The sequence below is a fragment of the Lysobacter yananisis genome (assembly GCF_031199375.1).
Classification (GTDB): domain Bacteria; phylum Pseudomonadota; class Gammaproteobacteria; order Xanthomonadales; family Xanthomonadaceae; genus Lysobacter; species Lysobacter yananisis.
In genome coordinates this window covers 5906376-5921646 of record NZ_CP133568.1, presented here as the reverse complement: position 1 = coordinate 5921646, position 15271 = coordinate 5906376, and the positions used below count along the sequence as shown (strand labels likewise).

General features: G+C 68.3%; 13 protein-coding genes and 1 riboswitch. Of the genes, 6 read left to right on the top strand and 7 right to left on the bottom strand.

Going from position 1 to position 15271, the window contains the following annotated elements:
• Window positions 1-239: 239 nt before the first annotated feature.
• Genes RDV84_RS24485 through RDV84_RS24465 form a run of 5 tightly spaced genes read right to left on the bottom strand, consistent with a single transcriptional unit; the run spans window position 240 to window position 3966 of the window.
• Entirely contained in the window at window positions 240-794 is a 555-nt protein-coding gene (locus RDV84_RS24485; protein WP_309151931.1) for a hypothetical protein, read from the bottom strand.
• Window positions 791-1294, bottom strand: coding sequence for a hypothetical protein (locus RDV84_RS24480; RefSeq protein ID WP_309151930.1), 504 nt, complete (start codon window positions 1292-1294; stop codon window positions 791-793). Before RDV84_RS24480 ends, RDV84_RS24485 begins: the two co-directional genes overlap by 4 nt.
• 11 nt (window positions 1295-1305) lie before the next feature.
• The gene (locus tag RDV84_RS24475) at window positions 1306-1794 is read right to left on the bottom strand and encodes a DUF4189 domain-containing protein (protein WP_309151929.1); all 489 of its coding nucleotides are present in this window, start codon (window positions 1792-1794) and stop codon (window positions 1306-1308) included.
• 1 nt (window position 1795) lies between these two features.
• On the bottom strand, window positions 1796-3004 hold the full coding sequence (locus tag RDV84_RS24470) for a TrbL/VirB6 family protein (protein ID WP_309151928.1): 1209 nt from the start codon (window positions 3002-3004) through the stop codon (window positions 1796-1798).
• A 44-nt stretch (window positions 3005-3048) separates the two neighbouring features.
• Window positions 3049-3966, bottom strand: a complete 918-nt coding sequence (locus tag RDV84_RS24465; protein WP_309151927.1) for a hypothetical protein — start codon at window positions 3964-3966, stop codon at window positions 3049-3051.
• Between RDV84_RS24465 and RDV84_RS24460 the strand changes: the two genes are divergently transcribed.
• From RDV84_RS24460 to RDV84_RS24450, 3 genes are all read left to right on the top strand, one after another.
• The gene (locus tag RDV84_RS24460) at window positions 3955-4161 is read left to right on the top strand and encodes a hypothetical protein (RefSeq protein ID WP_309151926.1); all 207 of its coding nucleotides are present in this window, start codon (window positions 3955-3957) and stop codon (window positions 4159-4161) included. The genes RDV84_RS24465 and RDV84_RS24460 overlap by 12 nt on opposite strands.
• A 183-nt stretch (window positions 4162-4344) precedes the next feature.
• The gene (locus RDV84_RS24455) at window positions 4345-5064 is read left to right on the top strand and encodes a hypothetical protein (protein ID WP_139382065.1); all 720 of its coding nucleotides are present in this window, start codon (window positions 4345-4347) and stop codon (window positions 5062-5064) included.
• Window positions 5061-5555: a DUF2846 domain-containing protein gene (locus RDV84_RS24450; protein ID WP_078999099.1), complete on the top strand. Its 495-nt coding sequence runs from the start codon at window positions 5061-5063 to the stop codon at window positions 5553-5555. Before RDV84_RS24455 ends, RDV84_RS24450 begins: the two co-directional genes overlap by 4 nt.
• A gap of 306 nt (window positions 5556-5861) precedes the next feature.
• Here RDV84_RS24450 and gcvP read toward each other — a convergent pair whose 3' ends face one another.
• On the bottom strand, window positions 5862-8720 hold the full coding sequence (gene gcvP, locus RDV84_RS24445; RefSeq protein ID WP_309151925.1) for an aminomethyl-transferring glycine dehydrogenase: 2859 nt from the start codon (window positions 8718-8720) through the stop codon (window positions 5862-5864).
• 208 nt (window positions 8721-8928) lie between these two features.
• A riboswitch (glycine riboswitch) is annotated at window positions 8929-9028 on the bottom strand.
• Window positions 9029-9264: 236 nt separating this feature from the next.
• Here gcvP and RDV84_RS24440 point away from each other — a divergent pair.
• From RDV84_RS24440 to RDV84_RS24430, 3 genes are all read left to right on the top strand, one after another.
• On the top strand, window positions 9265-9696 hold the full coding sequence (locus RDV84_RS24440) for a VOC family protein (protein ID WP_250443839.1): 432 nt from the start codon (window positions 9265-9267) through the stop codon (window positions 9694-9696).
• Between the two features lie 99 nt (window positions 9697-9795).
• Window positions 9796-11058 carry a multidrug effflux MFS transporter gene (locus RDV84_RS24435; RefSeq protein WP_250443835.1) on the top strand — a complete coding sequence of 421 codons (1263 nt, stop codon included), beginning with the start codon at window positions 9796-9798 and terminating at the stop codon, window positions 11056-11058.
• Window positions 11059-11331: 273 nt separating this feature from the next.
• A complete protein-coding gene (locus RDV84_RS24430) occupies window positions 11332-12240 on the top strand; it encodes a siderophore-interacting protein (protein ID WP_309151924.1) in 909 nt (302 codons plus the stop codon).
• Window positions 12241-13058: 818 nt separating this feature from the next.
• Here the strand turns inward: RDV84_RS24430 and RDV84_RS24425 are convergent.
• Window positions 13059-15149 carry a phosphocholine-specific phospholipase C gene (locus RDV84_RS24425; RefSeq protein WP_309151923.1) on the bottom strand — a complete coding sequence of 697 codons (2091 nt, stop codon included), beginning with the start codon at window positions 15147-15149 and terminating at the stop codon, window positions 13059-13061.
• Between the last annotated feature and the right edge of the window lie 122 nt (window positions 15150-15271).

The following is a 15271-nucleotide window of genomic DNA, read 5'->3' as shown; positions in this document are numbered from 1 at the left end:
GCCGGGGGTGTTAGGTAGATGAGGTTGGCTGGGGCCAGACCGTCGCCCCTGCTTGTCGGCCGGGCCTGTCGTTGTGGCCCGCCGCCACGGTGGGGCGATACGACAGTTCGAAGCGCTGCTCCGCTTCGGCGGGGCGATGCGACGGTTCGAGAGGGGGCGTCGATTCGGCTGAGCGATGCGACGATTCGACAAGGGCGCCGATTCGTTATCGCTCCCGGCCTGCAGGCGCCGGCGCCGGATCAGGCCGCGACGATGTCCCCCCGCGGCAGGCCGCGGACGTGTTCATCGATCTCCCGCAGCAGACGGCGGTCGACCGTCGCCATGTGCTGGAGGCGGCCCGCGGACAGGAGCAGGACGAGGCCATGAACCCTCAACGCCACCGGCACTTCGAACGTCAGCCCGATCGGAACCACCAGCAGCGCCACCATCGCGGCAAGCGCCCAGGCCGCGGCCGCGCTGCGCAGTCGACGACGACCCTGGCGTAGCAACCCGGTCAATCCGGGTAGCGGCGACGCATTCCACTGTTCGCCCAAATAGCGGTGCGCATCCAGCGCGAAACGGGTCTCTGCCGCTGCGGCGCGGCAGTGGACCAGGGCCGCGACGAAGACCGCGCCCCCGGCGACGTAGGTGAGCCACAGCTCTCCGACTTTGGGCGCGAGGAATGCGATGCAGATCCCCAGCGCCAGCCACAACAAACCAGTCCGCGCGCATTCGAAAGCGCGTCTGGCCTGGCTTCGCAACGCCGACAGCTCCGGCGGGAACGGCCGCGTATCGCCCGCGGCATCGTCCGTCACGACGTCGCCGCCCGATCGCTCGGACGATACGGCTGACCGCCACCGGCCGGCCGCGCTGCCGCGGGGCAGATGCGCACGTACGTAGGAACCCAGCGCAGATTCGGATACTGCGTGATCGGCTTCCAGGTGCCGGTACGCCAGTTGACCGCGACCCAACCGTCCTTCGGCATGCCGAGCGTGCAGAACAGGAAGGGATTGTTGTTGTAGGGGACTTCGGCGTAGACGCCAGGAGATATCTTGTGAGCTACGGCCGGTAGAGGGCAGAAGGCCAACGTCAAGAGGAAAGCGAAACGACGTAAGCGCACGGAATTGCCTCCCGAGAGAATTGAGTCGACGGGATGCGGGGTCATCGTGATGTGCCGTGCGACAAAGTTTGCTGCCGAAGCTACGATCATCTTCATCCCTACGGTTACGGCGAAGCTCAGCACCGCCAGCGAGAACATCGTGCCGATGCCGCGCTGCAGCCAGCGGGCGAACATCGACTTGCTCTCGTCGAACATCAATGTGGGAGCTATTGCACTCGTTCCGGATAGCTGCAATCCGAGAAGTAGACTTCGCAAGAGGGGTCTTCAGCGCCCTTGCATTTCTCGATTCCGATCTCTGCGGCTTTCTCGATTGTGGCTGCGCCGTTGATTGTGAATCCGCGCGCTCCCCATACCATCACCGCGCATTGGCTGTAGTAAGAGAGTTTGACTTCGCACCGCGTACCGCCTTTTTCTTTGCAGGATTTGAGTGCGGCTCTCTCTGCCGCACTTTTTCGCTTCAAGCCAGATGCGGAGCCGATGCCGACGCTGTTGGGGGCGTCGTCCACTGCAATTGCACCCCAGCGGTCTTCCCAGATTTCCCGAGCTGGATGGATCGGCGACTGGCTTGCGCCAGTGCCTGGAACAGGAGCGCATCCCAGCCAGCCGATCCCCTGTTGGGGAATGGTTCCCGGAGGGCAAGCAGCAGCACTTCCGATCGAAAGGATCAGGAGCAGCGACCTGAGAGGGGTATGCATATCAAGATCCTCGGGTATTGGCGTCGTTGGGATTTTTGATCTCGTCCTTTTGAACTTGAGTCGAACTTGACCTGTTTACGGCATGTGTGTCGGTGCGATGGACATCAGGTCTGCCATTTCCTCCATATGCCGTGCCGGGATTGGTCTGGTTTGCATGTTGATTCCGGCCGGTGTTTTGCTGGTTGGGTTGGCCGGTAGGCGATCCGGCGTTGTAACCGTTATGGGCAGGCGCTTCAGGCCTGCCCGGCGCCGAATTCGCCCCAAACGCCGAGTAATGCATGAAGTTCCCCAACACCCCCTGGAAGAAACTCGATGCCATCGGCGGCACCGAAAGGATCAGCACGGTCAGGAAAATCCCCAGCCCGCCCTGCTGCAGCGCCATGGTGTTCACGCCCGGCGAGTCGCCCGCGCCCAGCGCCATCATCGTCATGTACTGCGCGGCGAAGTTCGCGGCCACCGCGCCGACCATCTTCATCGCTACGGTCACGGTGAAGCTCAGCACCGCCAGCGAGAACATCGTGCCGATGCCGTACTGCAGCCAGCGGGCGAACATCGATTTGGTCTGGTCGAACATCAGCGCGAGGATGAACAACGGGCCCAGGCCGACGAACAGGGCGAGGGCGAACTTGTACATGACCAGCAAGGCGCCGCCGACCACGGCCGGGCCGGCGACGCCGATGCCGGTCAGCATCAGGGCGCGGTCCTTGTCGTCCTTGATGCCGGGGTTGTCGAGCGCGGGCAGCGCCTCGATGGCGGCCATCGCCAGTTGCATGTTGGTCAGGCCGCGATCGATGGTCTGGGCCGGGTCCTGGTCGCGGCCGGTCACGCTTTCGGCGATGGCGCGCGGCAGATCGTCGGTGAGCGTGGCGTAGAGGCTGCTGGTGCCCACCGTTAGCGACGTGGCGACCATCACGATCAGCACGTTGCGCATCGAGCCGACCGCCAGTTCCATCATCGAGTTGCGCGACTGGCCGGTCATGACCTTGTAGCCCTGCATGAAGATCCACAGCGCCATCAGGCTGGTGGCCAGCGCGCCGACCCAATTGGCCATGCCGTGGACCATGGTTTCGCGGAACGCCAGGATCTCGTTGTCGAGGAACTCGAACACGATCTTGAAGAACACCCATTGCCCGAGGCTTTCGAATTGCGCGGACGGGCCGCGCAGCAGGTCCGGCAGCAGGGAGAGGGCGGCAGTGGATTGGTCGAGCATGCGTTTCGTCCTTGACGGAGCGAGGAGGCGGAGATCGGCCGCGATCAGCGCGGCCAGCCCTTGCGCTCGGTTTTGACCGCGTCCAGCGCGGCCTTCATCGTCGCGAGGCCGACGACGCCGGCCGCGACGCGTCCGTTCACGCCGCCGCCTCCGCTGCCTCCGCCACTGCCGCCGCCGTCCTTGCCGCGCAGCACTTCGTTGCTGAGCATGTCGCGCACCGCGCGCAGGTAGGCCAGGCGCGCGGCGTAGGCATCCATGTAAGCGCGGCTCTGCTGGCGATCGACTTCCATGCGCGAGAGCAGCGCCAGCAGCTTGTTGGTGTTGTCCTGCAGCTTGCCTTGTTCGTCGGCGCCTAGGTCGCTACGCTCGCGCTCGATTTCCTGCAGCCGCTGCTGGCGGGCGCGGGCCAGCGCGTACATCGTCATCGAGTATTTGTACTGGGCCAGCTCGGTCTTGACGATTTCCTGGCACAGCTGCCATTGCTGCTGCGCCGCGCCCGCGGCGGCGCCGGGGCTGGGACAGCGGTCGTTCACGGTCTTGGCGACCTGGTCGCTGGGCTGGGCGGGATTGAGCTTTTCTTCCGGCTCCTTGGCATCGTCGCCGCTCTTGCCCGAGCCGCCGATCTTGGCGAGCTTCTTCAGGTTCCCGTTGACGGTGCCGTCGTCGCCGATGCGCTTCTCGATTTCGGCTAGATGGTCGTTGGCGTGCTTGTCGTGCACCTCCCAGGCGTTCTGGGCGAGCGCGGTGCGGCAGTCTTTGCGCGCGATCCGCGACCGCCCGGATCTGTATCTGCCCGACAACGAACCGCCGCCCCGGCGATCGTGTCCTCGCTGTTGGAAACCGCCCTGCGCTAGGGCGTGGCGCTGCTGTCGCTGCGCGCAGGGACCGGCTGGCGGGCGATCGGCGCCGACGGCGATTGGTTTTAGCGCGCCGACGGCGGCGAGCCGTACGTGTTCGAACAACTGGTGCCGCTGCCAGGCGCGATCCAGAACTCCTTCCGCGGCGAGACTCTGCTGACCGTGTTCGCGCCGTTCTGGGCCGCGGTGGAGCGTGGCCGGACGGTTCACCGCTCGTCGCGGCGTTTCGACGACGCCCGCCTGATCGGCACGGCGGCGGGACTCGGCGCATTCGTGGTGCTGGTGGCCGAATCGCCCTGAGCGGCGTGGCCGCCGCCAGCGACCGCAACCCAAACTGCGCACGGACAGCGCGACACCCGACGGTGTCGGCGCACGCCGGGGTGGCCGACGCCTGGGCTATGGCCCGAAGTTGCGACCCACTTGGCAAAAATCGAGGTTTTGGCTAGCGTGTCGGCCACCGCGGACGGGCAAGGGGAGATGGGTATGCAGGCCACGACGCGCGTTTGGCTGGCGGTTTTGGCGGCGGTGCTGGCGTGTGCGACGTGGCCGGCGCCTGCCGGCGCGACGGCCACCGTCGTCGCCGTCGCAATCGAAGCGCCCGCTGCGGCGATGACGGAAGCGGCGAAGGCGGAAGTGGCGAAGGCCGGGCCGGACGAATCCGCGGTCGACGCGGTGGCTCCGGCAGCCGCCACCGGCGCCATTCCCGCCGACACCGCGATCTGGCTGGAAACCATGCAACCGCTGAGTTCGGCCACGCTCAAGCGCGGCGAGTCGTTCGCCTTGCGCGTCGCCGAGCCGGTGATGGTCGACGGCGTGGTTGTGGTGCCGGCCGGGACGGCCTGCCACGGCGAGGTCATCCATGCCGACCGCTCGCGCGGCGGCGGCCGCGCCGGCGAGTTGCTGCTGGCGGCGCGCTACATCGAACTCGACGGGCGCAGGGTCGGTTTGCGCGGGTTCCGCATCGCCGCGACCGGTCAGCAAAAGATGGGCGCGACCATGACCGTGGCGCTGGTCGGCGGGCCATTGGCGTTCTTCGTGCGCGGCACGGAGATCGAGATTCCGGCCGGAACCCGCGCCCAGGCACGCGTGGCCGGCGCTGCCGCAGCGCCCGCGGTTTCGCCGCCGCCTGCGCCGCCCGCACAAAACATTTCGCAACCGTCCGCATCCGCGGAGCGGTCAATCTCAGGGGAAGTCGTGCAATGAAGTTGAATGCCAGTGTGTTGTTGCTGTCCGTGGCGCTGCTCGCGCCGTGCTCGGCCTGGGCCGCGGAGCAGGCCGAAGCGGCCGCGCCGGCCGTAGCGACCGAGGAAGGCGCCGCGGACAAGGGTAAGAAGGCCAAAGCCAAGGTCGTGGAAATTTCGCCGCCACAAGACGGTAAGGGCAAGATCGTGTTCTTCCGTGCGCCGAAGTTCGTTGGCGGAGCGATCGGCTACAAGGTGCGCGAAGGCGAAACCGTCCTGGGCAATTTGTTTGCCGGCAAGTATTTCGTGGCCGAGGTCGAGCCGGGGGCGCACGAGTACGCCGTGCACTCCGAGACCAAGGACGTGCTGGCGTTGGAAGTCGAAGCCGGCGAAACCTACTACGTGCAGGGCGGCGTGAGCATGGGCGTGCTGGCGGGGCGGCCGAACCTGTCGCCGGCCACGCAGGCCGACTTCGATGCGATTTCGGCCAAGCTGAAGGAACGCTCGAAGTAAGCGGCTGGGTCGCGGTTCGAGGAATGGAAAAGCCCCGCGCATGCGGGGCTTTTCCGTTGCGCGTGCGGGCGGTTTGGAGCGTTGCTTCGGGCGTTCGGAACGCCGTGAATCGATTGTCGCGGTCGCGGTCGCGGTCGCGGTCGCGGCGTGCGCCGCTCCTACAGCTAGGCGATGCCGCAACGTAGCCCCTGCAGGAGCGCGCACGCCGCGACCGCGAAACCACAGCTGCGTCGCCGGCCGGTTTCCCAACGCCAAAAAAAGGCCCCGCAGATGCGGGGCCTTGGTTCTCGCGCGAGCCGCCGAAACTTACGCCTCGACTTCTTCCTTGTACGCATCCACCGGAATACAGGCGCACATGACGTTCTTGTCGCCATACACGTTGTCCACGCGCGACACCGGCGGCCAGTACTTCTGCAGCTTCAGCGACGGCAGCGGGAACGCGGCCAGTTCGCGCGGGTAGGCACGGGTCCACTCGCTGGCGCTGACCTGGGTGGCGGTGTGCGGGGCGTGCTTGAGCGGGTTGTCCTCGCGGTCCAGACGGCCGTCCTCGACCGCGCGGATCTCTTCGCGGATCTGGATCATCGCGTCGATGAAACGGTCGAGCTCGTGCTGCGATTCGCTCTCGGTCGGCTCGACCATCAGCGTGCCGGCGACCGGGAAGCTCAAGGTCGGGGCGTGGAAGCCGAAGTCGATCAGGCGCTTGGCCACGTCCTCGGCGCTGATGCCGGTGGCGTCCTTGAGCGGGCGCAGGTCGAGGATGCACTCGTGCGCGACCAGGCCGTTGCGGCCGGTGTAGAGCGTCTCGTAGTGCGGTTCCAGGCGCTTGGCGATGTAGTTGGCGTTGAGCAGCGCGACCTGGGTCGCCTTGCGCAGGCCTTGCGTGCCCATCAGGGTCACGTACATCCACGAGATCGGCAGGATGCTGGCCGAGCCGTAGCTGGCCGCGCTGACCATCCCGACCGCGCCTTCGCCGTCGACGGTCTTCGGCAGGAACGGCGCGAGGTGCGACTTGACCGCGCACGGGCCGACGCCCGGGCCGCCGCCGCCGTGCGGGATGCAGAAGGTCTTGTGCAGGTTCAGGTGCGAAACGTCGGAACCCCACTTGCCCGGCTTGGCCACGCCGACCAGGGCGTTCATGTTGGCGCCGTCGGTGTACACCTGGCCGCCGTGCTGGTGGATGATCTGGCAGATCTCGACGACTTCTTCCTCGAACACGCCGTGCGTGGACGGGTAGGTCATCATGATCGCGGCCAGGCGGTCGCTGTACTTCTCGGCGTTGCGGCGGATGTCCTCGACGTCGACGTTGCCGTTGGCGTCGGTCTTGGTCACCACCACGGTCATGCCGCACATCTGCGCCGAGGCCGGGTTGGTGCCGTGGGCGGAGTCGGGGATCAGGCAGATGTCGCGATGGCCCTCGCCGCGCGAGCGGTGGTAGGCGCGGATCGCCAGCAGGCCGGCGTATTCGCCCTGCGCGCCGGAGTTGGGCTGCAGGCTGACCGCGTCGTAGCCGGTGCATTCCACCAGCATCGCTTCGAGTTCGTCGATCAGCTGCTTGTAGCCGGTGGTTTGATCGGCCGGCGCCAGCGGATGGATGTTGCCGAACTCCGGCCAGGTCACCGGGATCATCTCGGCGGTGGCGTTGAGCTTCATCGTGCACGAGCCCAGCGGGATCATGGTGCGATCCATCGCCAGGTCCTTGTCGGCCAGCGAGCGCATGTAGCGCAGCAGCTCGTGTTCGCTGTGGTGGGTGTTGAACACCGGGTGCTGCAGGAACGCGGAGGCGCGACGCAGCGCGGCCGGGATCGCGTCGGCGGTGGACGCGTCGAGCGTGTCGATGTCGAGCTTGGCGCCGAACAGGCCGGCCAGCGCGGTGAGGTCTTCGCGGGTGACGGTTTCGTCGAGGCTGATGCCGACGCTGCCGGCGTCGATCTCGCGCAGGTTGATGCGCGCGGCGCGGGCCTGGGCGTGGATCGCGGCGGCGTCGACGCCGTCGATGCGCAGGGTGTCGAAGAAGCCGTCGGCGACCTTTACCCCGGCCTGGCGCAGCGCGGCGGCGAGGATCGCGGCCTGGCGGTGGACGCGGCGGGCGATGCGGGTCAGGCCGTCGGGGCCGTGGTAGACCGCGTACATGCTCGCCATGACCGCCAGCAGCACCTGCGCGGTGCAGATGTTGCTGGTGGCCTTCTCGCGGCGGATGTGCTGCTCGCGGGTCTGCAGGGTCAGGCGGTAGGCCGGCTTGCCGTCGCTGTCGACCGACACGCCGATCAGGCGGCCCGGCATCGAGCGCTTGTAGGCGTCGCGGCAGGCCATGAAGCCGGCGTGCGGACCGCCGAAGCCGAACGGCACGCCGAAGCGCTGGGTGTTGCCGACGACGATGTCAGCGCCGAATTCGCCCGGCGACTTCAGCAGCACCAGGGCGAGCAGGTCGCTGGCCACGGCCAGGATCGCGCCGCGCGCGTGCAGCGCGTCGGCGGTGGCCTGGTAATCGCCGAGGCCGCCGAAGGTGTCGGGGTATTGCAGCAGCGCGCCGAACACGTCGGCGCTCGCGGCCTCGCTGTCGTCGGCGACCAGCAGCTGGATCTCCAGCGGCTCGGCGCGGGTGCGCAGCACTTCCAGCGTCTGCGGATGCACGTTCTTCGAGACGAAGAAGGTATCGGACTTGGACTTGGCCGAACGCTTGGCCAGGGTCATCGCCTCGGCCGCGGCGGTGGCTTCGTCGAGCAGCGAGGCGTTGGCGATCTCCATCCCGGTCAGGTCGGCGACCATGGTCTGGAAGTTGATCAGCGCTTCCATGCGGCCCTGCGAGATTTCCGCCTGGTACGGCGTGTAGGCCGTGTACCACGCCGGGTTCTCCAGGATGTTGCGCAGGATGACGTTGGGGGTGTGGGTGCCGTAGTAGCCGCGGCCGATGAAGCTGCGGAGCACCTGGTTCTTCGCGGCGATGGCGCGGATCTTGGCCAGCGCTTCCACTTCGCCGATCGCCGGCGGCAGGGCCAGCGGCTGGGGGGACTTGATCGAGCCGGGGACGATGGCGTCGGTCAGCGCTTCGAGCGAGGCGTAGCCGACCTGCTCGAGCATGTGGCCGATTTCGGCGTCGTTGGGGCCGATGTGGCGCTCGATGAAGGCGTCGTGGTGCTCGAGATCGCGCAGGGTCGAATGAGTCATGGGCAGGGGGCGTCCTAAGGCAACGTGCGGTGCCGCACGCGAGGCGCCCCTCTGTCCTTTTGCCTGAGAGTTTGGAAGCGTGCTGCGGCGCAGGCCGCTTGGGGGAGGGGGGCCGCTGGGGCCGCTCCTGTCCGCGCTCGCTTCGTGCCCCTTCGGCGCCGGTTCCGTCCGCGATGCCGCTGCGGCCGGGCGGTCTCTCCAGAGTTTTGTACACGCGGCGGTCTGGGGCCTGAGCGATTACGGGCGTTGCGCCTTCGGCAGCGGCCGGCCGGGGTGCCCGGGGCGGACGCTTCTCCCACCGCGTGGTCGAAGCGGGGATTATAGCCGTTGGCGGGCAGGGGCGGGGGAGTGGCCTGGGCTTCCTGTAGGAGCGGCGCGAGCCGCGACCGCGGGGCGGCCGATTGCGCCGTAGGCGGGGTGTCGCGGTCGCGGCTTGCGCCGCTCCTACAGGGGCTTGCGGACAGATCCGAGCAACTCGGGCCGATAACGGCGGCACCGCGCGGGAGTATGCTGTCGGCCCCCATTCATGCGATGAGGCCCGGCCATGGCCGCGCGACCGTTCCGCCTGCTGCAACTCGACCACGTGGTGCTGCGCGTGCGCGACACCGCCGCGATGGTGGCGTTCTACTGCGAGGTGCTCGGCTGCAGCGTGGAGCGGCGCCAGGACGAGATCGGCCTGGTCCAGTTGCGCGCCGGCGACTCGCTGATCGACCTGGTCGACGTCGAGGGCAAGATCGGCCGCCTCGGCGGCGCCGCGCCGGGCGAGCAGGGCCGCAACATGGACCACCTGTGCCTGCGCGCCGAGCCGTTCGACCGCGAGGCCATCGCGGCGCACCTCGCCGCCCACGGCGCGCGCATCGGCGAGTTCGGCTCGCGCTACGGTGCCGAGGGCGAGGGTCCCTCGCAGTACCTGTACGACCCGGAAGGCAACATGGTCGAGCTCAAGGGCCCGCCCGACGCCCCGGTCGCGGCCTGAGCGCGGGCCGATGAGCGCAGATTCGATGAGCGCGGACCCGATGAGCGCAGACCCGATGAGCCGGGCTGGCCAGAGCCCGACCTGCCCGAGCGCGGCCGCATGAGCGCGGACGCCGCCAAAACGCCGATCCCGATCCGCCGCCTGGCCCTGCTGCTGGGCGGGCTGGCGATGTTCGGGCCGTTCTCGATCGACACCATCTTCCCGGCGTTTCCGGCGATGGGCGCGCAACTGGGCGCGGACAAGCTGCAGATGCAGCAGACCATCAGCGTGTACCTGGTGGCTTATGCGTTGATGAGCATCGTGCATGGGCCGCTGTCGGATGCGATCGGGCGGCGGAAGGTGATTTTGGGTGGGTTGGCGGTCTTTACGTTGGCTTCGGCTGCGTGTGCGTTGGCCACGGATCTGCCTACTTTGCTTTTCTTTCGCGCGGTACAAGGGCTGTCGGCGGGTGTTGGCCTGATCGTTGGCCGCGCCGTCATCCGCGACCTGCTGCACGGCGACGACGCGCAGCGGTTGATGAGCCAGGTGATGATGATCTTCGGCATCGCCCCGGCGATCGCGCCGGTGATCGGCGGCTGGATCCTGGGCTGGTCGCACTGGCCGGCGATCTTCTGGTTCCTGGTCGCGTTCTCGGTGGCGCTGTGGGCGGCGGTGGCGCTGCTGCTGCCGGAAACCCACCCGCCGCAGGCGCGCTTGGCGCTCAAGCCCAAGCGCCTGATGCGCGACTACGTGGCGATCTTCCTCAACCCGCGCTTCCAGCGCCTGACCGCGGTCGGCGCGTTCAACTTCGGCGCGCTGTTCCTGTACATCGCCTCGGCGCCGGCGTTCGTGCTCGACATCCTCAAGCTCGGCGAGCGCGACTTCGCCTGGTTCTTCGTGCCGACCATCGGCGGCATGGTCGCCGGTTCGTTCGTGTCCGGGCGCGCGGCCGGCAAGGTCAGCGGCGACCGCCTGGTCGACATCGGCTTCGCCTGCTGCGCGCTCGCCATCGCCTTGAACCTGGGCTACAACCTGTGGACCGACGCGCCGCGGGTGCCGTGGGCGGTCGCGCCGATGTGCATCGGCGCGTTCGGCATCGCCCTGGTGTTCCCGATCGTGACCTTGTCGATCCTCGACATGTACCCGCACCAGCGTGGCTCGGCGTCCTCGCTGCAGGCCTTCGCCGGACTGGTGGTCAACGCGCTGCTGGCCGGGGTGATCTCGCCGCTGCTGAGCGACAGCGCGCTGCACCTGGCGGTGGCGGCCTCGGGCCTGACCGCGGTGGGGTGGCTGTTCTGGCGCTGGGAAGCCTGGGTGTCGCGCAACCGCGTGGCGCGCGTGCCCGAGGACGCGGTGGTGATCGAGCCGCAGGATTCGTTGTAGCCGTCAGGTCGTGCTGCCGTGGCGGTCGTTTTCTGCAAAAGCGGCGCGCGGCGCGACCGCGAACCGTCGCTTACGGCGCAAACGGGCAACCCCGCAGTCGCGGCTTGCGACGCTCCTGCATTCGGATACCGGCCACCGGCCAAGCCCGGCAAGCCCATGCCCGGCTTCGGGGACTAAGCTGTAGCCACCGCGGCGCGCACGGCGCCGCACCGGCAGCCAGGCCGCGCCACGCGCTCCCAGCCATGTGCATTCGCTCATGCAGGAGCAACCGCCATGGCGCAACGCGTTCCCTTCCACCTGTTCGACGTCTCGGTGCGCGAGCGCATCGAACTGAGCCCGTCGATGCTGCGTTTCGTCTTCGCCGGCCCGTCGCTGGCGCAGGCGCGCAGTTTCGGGCCGGACCAGCGCATCAAGATCTTCTTCCCCAACGCCGCCGGCGAGCTCAGCGTGCCGCGCGGCGAGGACTGGTACGCGCGTTACCGCGACCAGCACGAAGCCCAGCGCGCGCCGATGCGCACTTACACCATCCGCGCGCTGCGGCCGGACGCGACCGAACTGGACGTGGACTTCGCCGCTCACGGCGACAGCGGTCCGGCCTCGAGCTGGGCGCTGCGCGCGCGCCCCGGCGACCGGGTGCTGCTGCTGGCGCCGCACGCCAGCCAGGACGATAGCGGCGGGGTCGAATGGCGCCCGCCGGCGGACGTGCGCGAGGTGCTGCTGATCGCCGACGAGACCGCGCTGCCGGCGGTGGCCGGCATCCTCGAATCGCTGGCCGCGCAGCCGCGCCCGCCGAAAGTGCGCGCCTACATCGAAGTGCCGCTGCGCGCCGACGTGGTCGATCTGGTCGGCCCGGGCGACATGCGCATCCATTGGCTGCCGCGCGCCGAACGGCGCGACGAACCCCCGGCCGACTACGGCGCGCGCCTGGTCGAAGCGATCCGCGCGGCGCAGCTGACGCCGGCGCAGGCGGGCGAGGGCGGCGAGGCGTTGGCGGAGGTGGATGTGGACCGCGAGATCCTGTGGGAACAGGCGGCGGCGACCGCCTCGGGCTTCTACGCCTGGATCGCCGGCGAGGCGGGAGCGGTGATGGCGATCCGGCGGCATCTGGTCGGCGAGCGCGGGTTCGCGAAGTCGGCGATCAGTTTCATGGGGTATTGGCGCAAGGGGCGGGTGTTGGATTGAGGGAGGGTGAGGCTGCGGCATGCGTTGCTTTGGCCTTCGCCTCTGCTTTTGCTTGGTCGCAATCGTGCATACGGCCCTGTTCCGCAGACCCGGAGGGCGCGCGCATGGATGCGCGCGTGCGCCGTAGGGGCATGGATGCCCCTTACGGCGCATCCCCGCGAAAGGTGCTGGACCTAGTGGCTTTTGACCTAAAACAAGCGTTTTTCTTTGGCTACTTTCTTTTGTCGCGCTGACAAAAGAAAGTAGCTCGGCCGCTTGCGGACGAAAGCTTTTGATGGTGGCTTGTCGTCACACGACACATCGATAAGAGCGAAAGCAACACATCAAAATGGATTCCGGCTTTCGCCGGAATGACGGGCGAGGGGTTGCGTATCCGACTGTAGGAGCGGCGCGAGCCGCGACCGCGCCAACGCAACTACGTCGTGACTTTCACCGTTGCCGCGATGGCGCGGTCGCGGCTTGCGCCGCTCCTACAGGGGGCGTGCCGCGGTGGGTTCTGCCTTTCCGTGCGCGTACGGGTGACGACAAGCGAAGATCAAGGGCTTCCGTCCGCAAGCGGCCGGGTCACTTTCTTTGTCTTAAGCCACAAAGAAAGTAACCAAAGAAAAGGCCTTGTTTTTTCGGATCAAGAGCCACTATGGCTCATCGTGGCGCGGGGCCGCGCCATAAGGGGCATCCTGCCCCATGGCGCGCGTGCGCATCCATGCGCACGCCCTCCGGGGCTGCGGAGCGTGGGCTTTGCTTGGGGTTGCGTCCAAGCGAAAGGCAACAGCAACCGCAACAGCACCGCAGCGGCCTATGGCAATTTCAGCGAAAACTCACAGCAACCCCGGGTCGGTGATCCCGTGCGCGCCGGTCTCCACCCGCCCCGCGATGCGGCGGAAATACTCCGGATCGTTCGCGTCGGTCAGCACGAAGTCGTACCACTGGCAGCTCTCGTCGAGCCGGATCGGCCGGTAGCGCAGCGAGCCCGCGCCGAGCCGCTCCAGGCGCCGGTCGTACAGGCCGTACTGGTCGACCAGTTCCAGCCGCAGCGGCTTGCGGCCCGGGTTGCGCAAGGCCAGCACCAGCTTGCGGTGGCGCACGCGCAGGTCGGGGATCGTGGTCGCGCTGGGATTGGCGCCGTGCAGCGAGCCGCGGAATTCGCGGTAGAAGCCGTTCGGCCCGAACACTTGCAGCGCGTAGGCGCGCTCGCCGCCGCTGCGCAAGGGCCAGTCGCCGTTGAGCGAGCGGCCGGGTTCGATGGTGTAGCGGCGCGGCACCGCGTCGGGATCGAGCAGGTCGTAGACGTGGAACACCGCGGCGGCGCGGCCGCTGTTGCCGAAGCTCAGGCGCAGCGAGCGCGCGTCGCGGTCGAAGCGCTCGCCCACGTGCAGGTCGTACGGCAGCGCGCGCGAGGGCTTGATGCCGGCGTCCTGCCGCGCCGCGCTCGGCGTCGCCGGCGGCTTGGGCGCGGGCAGTTTGCTCTGCTCGGCGACGATGCGGTCGGCGTCGCCGGTGTAGGGCAGGGTCGGGATCGGTTCGTTGTTCGGGTTCTCGAAGTTGAACGCGGTGGTCAGGTCGCCGCAGACCGCGCGCCGCCACGGGCTGATGTTCGGCTCGATCACGCCGAAGCGCTTTTCCAGGAAGCGGATCACCGAGGTGTGGTCGAACACCTGCGAATTGATCCAGCCGCCGCGGCTCCACGGCGAGATCGCGTACATCGGCACGCGCGGGCCCAGGCCGTAGGGACGGTCGTAGTAGACCGCCGGGTCGGCGGAGGTGCCGTGCGAGGGGCCGGTGCGGGCGAAGTGGTGCTCGCCGCGCAGGTCGACGGTGGAGCCGCCGAGCGGCTTGCGCTGCGCGTCCAGCGCCGGCGGCGCCGGCGGCGGCATGTGGTCGAAGAAGCCGTCGTTCTCGTCGAAATTGACGATCAGCACGGTGCGCGCCCACACCGCGGGATCGGCGGTGAGCGCGTCGAGCACGCGCGCGGTGTAGTCCGCGCCCCAGATCGGCGCCGACGGACCGGGGTGCTCGGAATACTTGGCCGGCGCGACCAGCCACGACACCTGCGGCAGCTTGCCGCTGCGCACGTCGTCGGCCAGATCCTCCAGCGTCCAGGTCTTCAGCGCCTTTTCCGCCAGCGCCGAACCCGGCGCGGCCGCGCGGTACTGGCGAAAGCCTTCCAAGGGGTTGTCGGAGAAGTTGTCGTCCATGTCCTGGTACAGCTTCCAGCTGACCCCGGCGCGCTCCAGCCGCTCGGGATAGGTGGTCCAGAAATAGCCTTCGCCGGCCGGGCCGGAGTCGTCGAAGGTGTTGACGATGGCCGGGCCGCCGCGGTCGGCGGCCGGGTTGTTGGTGCCGGTCCACAGGAACAGGCGGTTGGGATTGGTGCCGGTCAGCTGCGAGCAGTGGTAGGCGTCGCACAGGGTGAAGGCGTTGGCGAGCGCGTACTGGAACGGAATGTCGGCTTCCAGGTAGTGGCCCATCGAGCGCTCGGTCTTGGCCGGCAGCCACTGGTCCATCTTGCCCTGGTTCCAGGCCGCCTGGGCGTCGGGCCAGGTGTGCGGCGTGCCGCCGATGCGCTGCGCGCTGGTGGTCTTGGTATCGATGTGCCAGGGCTGGATTTCGCGGCCCTTGGCGTCGGTCTGGCGCCACACCGGCTTGCCGCCGGGCAGCGGGATCGGGAAGCGGTCGCCGAAACCGCGCACGCCGCGCATCGCGCCGAAGTAATGGTCGAAGGAGCGGTTCTCCTGCATCAGGATCACCACGTGCTGGACGTCGTGCAGGGTGCCGGTGACGCGCGCGGCGGGAATCGCCAGCGCTTTCTGGATCGACGGCGGGAACAGGTTGAGGGCGAGGCCGGCGGCGGTCGCGCCGGCGGCGCCGCGCAGGAAGCCGCGGCGCGAGGTGTCGTGTTGGTCGGTCATGGCGATCCGGGCGTGGGTCCCGCTCGAGAGCGGAGGCTGGGGGATGCGGTGGGCAGTACCGCTTCGGCAGCGTGCTGCGGGCGTATGGCAGTGCGGTGACGGTTCGCGGACCGCGGCGCCGA

What these genes read in the sequence shown, in the direction of transcription:
- RDV84_RS24475 (WP_309151929.1), bottom strand. Translation starts at nt 1,794, where the DNA reads ATGCATACCCCTCTCAGGTCGCTGCTCCTGATCCTTTCGATCGGAAGT.
- gcvP (WP_309151925.1), bottom strand. Translation starts at nt 8,720, where the DNA reads ATGACTCATTCGACCCTGCGCGATCTCGAGCACCACGACGCCTTCATC.
- RDV84_RS24455 (WP_139382065.1), top strand. Translation starts at nt 4,345, where the DNA reads ATGCAGGCCACGACGCGCGTTTGGCTGGCGGTTTTGGCGGCGGTGCTG.
- RDV84_RS24440 (WP_250443839.1), top strand. Translation starts at nt 9,265, where the DNA reads ATGGCCGCGCGACCGTTCCGCCTGCTGCAACTCGACCACGTGGTGCTG.
- RDV84_RS24450 (WP_078999099.1), top strand. Translation starts at nt 5,061, where the DNA reads ATGAAGTTGAATGCCAGTGTGTTGTTGCTGTCCGTGGCGCTGCTCGCG.
- RDV84_RS24425 (WP_309151923.1), bottom strand. Translation starts at nt 15,149, where the DNA reads ATGACCGACCAACACGACACCTCGCGCCGCGGCTTCCTGCGCGGCGCC.
- RDV84_RS24430 (WP_309151924.1), top strand. Translation starts at nt 11,332, where the DNA reads ATGGCGCAACGCGTTCCCTTCCACCTGTTCGACGTCTCGGTGCGCGAG.
- RDV84_RS24435 (WP_250443835.1), top strand. Translation starts at nt 9,796, where the DNA reads ATGAGCGCGGACGCCGCCAAAACGCCGATCCCGATCCGCCGCCTGGCC.
- RDV84_RS24470 (WP_309151928.1), bottom strand. Translation starts at nt 3,004, where the DNA reads ATGCTCGACCAATCCACTGCCGCCCTCTCCCTGCTGCCGGACCTGCTG.
- RDV84_RS24480 (WP_309151930.1), bottom strand. Translation starts at nt 1,294, where the DNA reads ATGTTCGACGAGAGCAAGTCGATGTTCGCCCGCTGGCTGCAGCGCGGC.